The organism is Paraburkholderia tuberum STM678 (genome assembly GCF_902833905.1).
Taxonomy (GTDB): Bacteria; Pseudomonadota; Gammaproteobacteria; order Burkholderiales; family Burkholderiaceae; genus Paraburkholderia; species Paraburkholderia tuberum.
Map to the genome: position 1 here is coordinate 1 of NZ_CADFGP010000162.1, position 1,459 is coordinate 1,459.

General features: G+C 60.8%; 1 protein-coding gene. It reads right to left on the minus strand.

Annotated elements, in window-relative coordinates; genetic code table 11:
• Window positions 1-536: 536 nt before the first annotated feature.
• Window positions 537-1,459: hypothetical protein (locus HWY30_RS42665; protein WP_176079054.1), on the minus strand; the 923-nt coding region annotated here is incomplete at its 5' end.

A 1,459-nucleotide genomic window follows, 5' to 3' on the forward strand; every position in this document is an offset into this window, starting at 1 on the left:
AGTGGTACCACCTGGGCAAACGAACCCTGCTCGATGTGCTCCTTGCGGAGAACGATCACTACGGCAACAGCGTGAGCGAAGTGACGAACCGTTTCGATGGCTACGCGGCGGTACTGCGGGAGCACGCATCCGCGGGTTCGCTGGTTGACTGGCTGGAGACCGGGCACTCCGGCGGTTAGGTGTTGCGGATCAGAGCCGCACCGGATACAGGGCTTCGCGATGGGCTGCCTTCCTTTCTGGATGGCGGCCCTTTTTGCGTCTGGCGCACAGAGGCGAGAAACATCGGACAACTGCCTGTTTAGCCCTTACGCAATCGTGCATAGGCACCGCTGCTCGCGATTCCCGTGCCAGGAAATGTCTCGTTCCTGTCTCGTCGAAATTCGAACTCGTCATATTTCGTTTTATTGCTCACCCATCAAGAATGGAGGTAGAGCAGCACTCTTGCGACTGCCATGTCGCCATTTTCTATCTATACGCTGGCCAGGTGGACCAGCATACGCACTCAAAGAGGCACTACTACTACCATGAGTACCAGTTCAGTGAAGCTGGCCGTCGTCGACGGCAGCACCATCAAGCAGACTGTTGAATTGCGTGGGTCCGCGCAAGGCGCTCCCGTTCGTGTAAGCGCCATCAAAGGTGGCAAATTCATTCTGGCCGAGAGCAAGACCGGCCACGGCCCCGAAAACATTACCGTGCGACGCTCCGGCAAGAATCTTCTGGTCAGCCTGGAAGGGGCGGAGCTCGACCAGCCGCAACTGATCATTGAGGACTTCTACGGCAATGAAGGCGAGCTGGTCGGCCTGGGTGAAGACGGGTCGTATCACGAATATATCGCTGCGGACGGCGAGGATGATCATGAGGCCGCTTTTCTTGTGGATGGCGCGGACTCGCCTCTGGTTCTGGGTGCGGCGCAACTGAACGGTTTCGGCGCGAATCTCGTTGCCGCGCCGGGTGTCGGTCTGGTGGGCTTCGGCCTCCTGGGCCTGGGTGCGCTTGCCGCGCTGGGTGCGGGGATTGCCGCCGCGAGCGGTGGTGGTAATGGCGGCAGCGCTGCTGCTGTAGCGGATGAACAGACGCCGCCGGGTGCAGTCGACGACGATACGGACGCGGACGCGGACGCGGACGCTGACGCGGATGCGGATGCTGATGCGGATGCTGATGCTGATGCTGATGCTGATGCTGATGCGGATGCTGATGCGGATGCTGATGCGGATGCTGATGCTGATGCCGACGCTGACGCCGATGCGGATGCGGATGCTGATGCCGATGCCGATGCTGATGCTGATGCTGATGCTGATGCTGATGCAGATTCCGATGCCGATGCCGATGCGGATGCTGACGCCGATGCGGATGCGGATGCGGACGCCGATGCGGATGCGGATGCGGATGCGGATGCGGATGCGGATGCGGATGCGGATGCGGATGCGGATGCGGATGCGGATGCGGATGCGGATGCGGA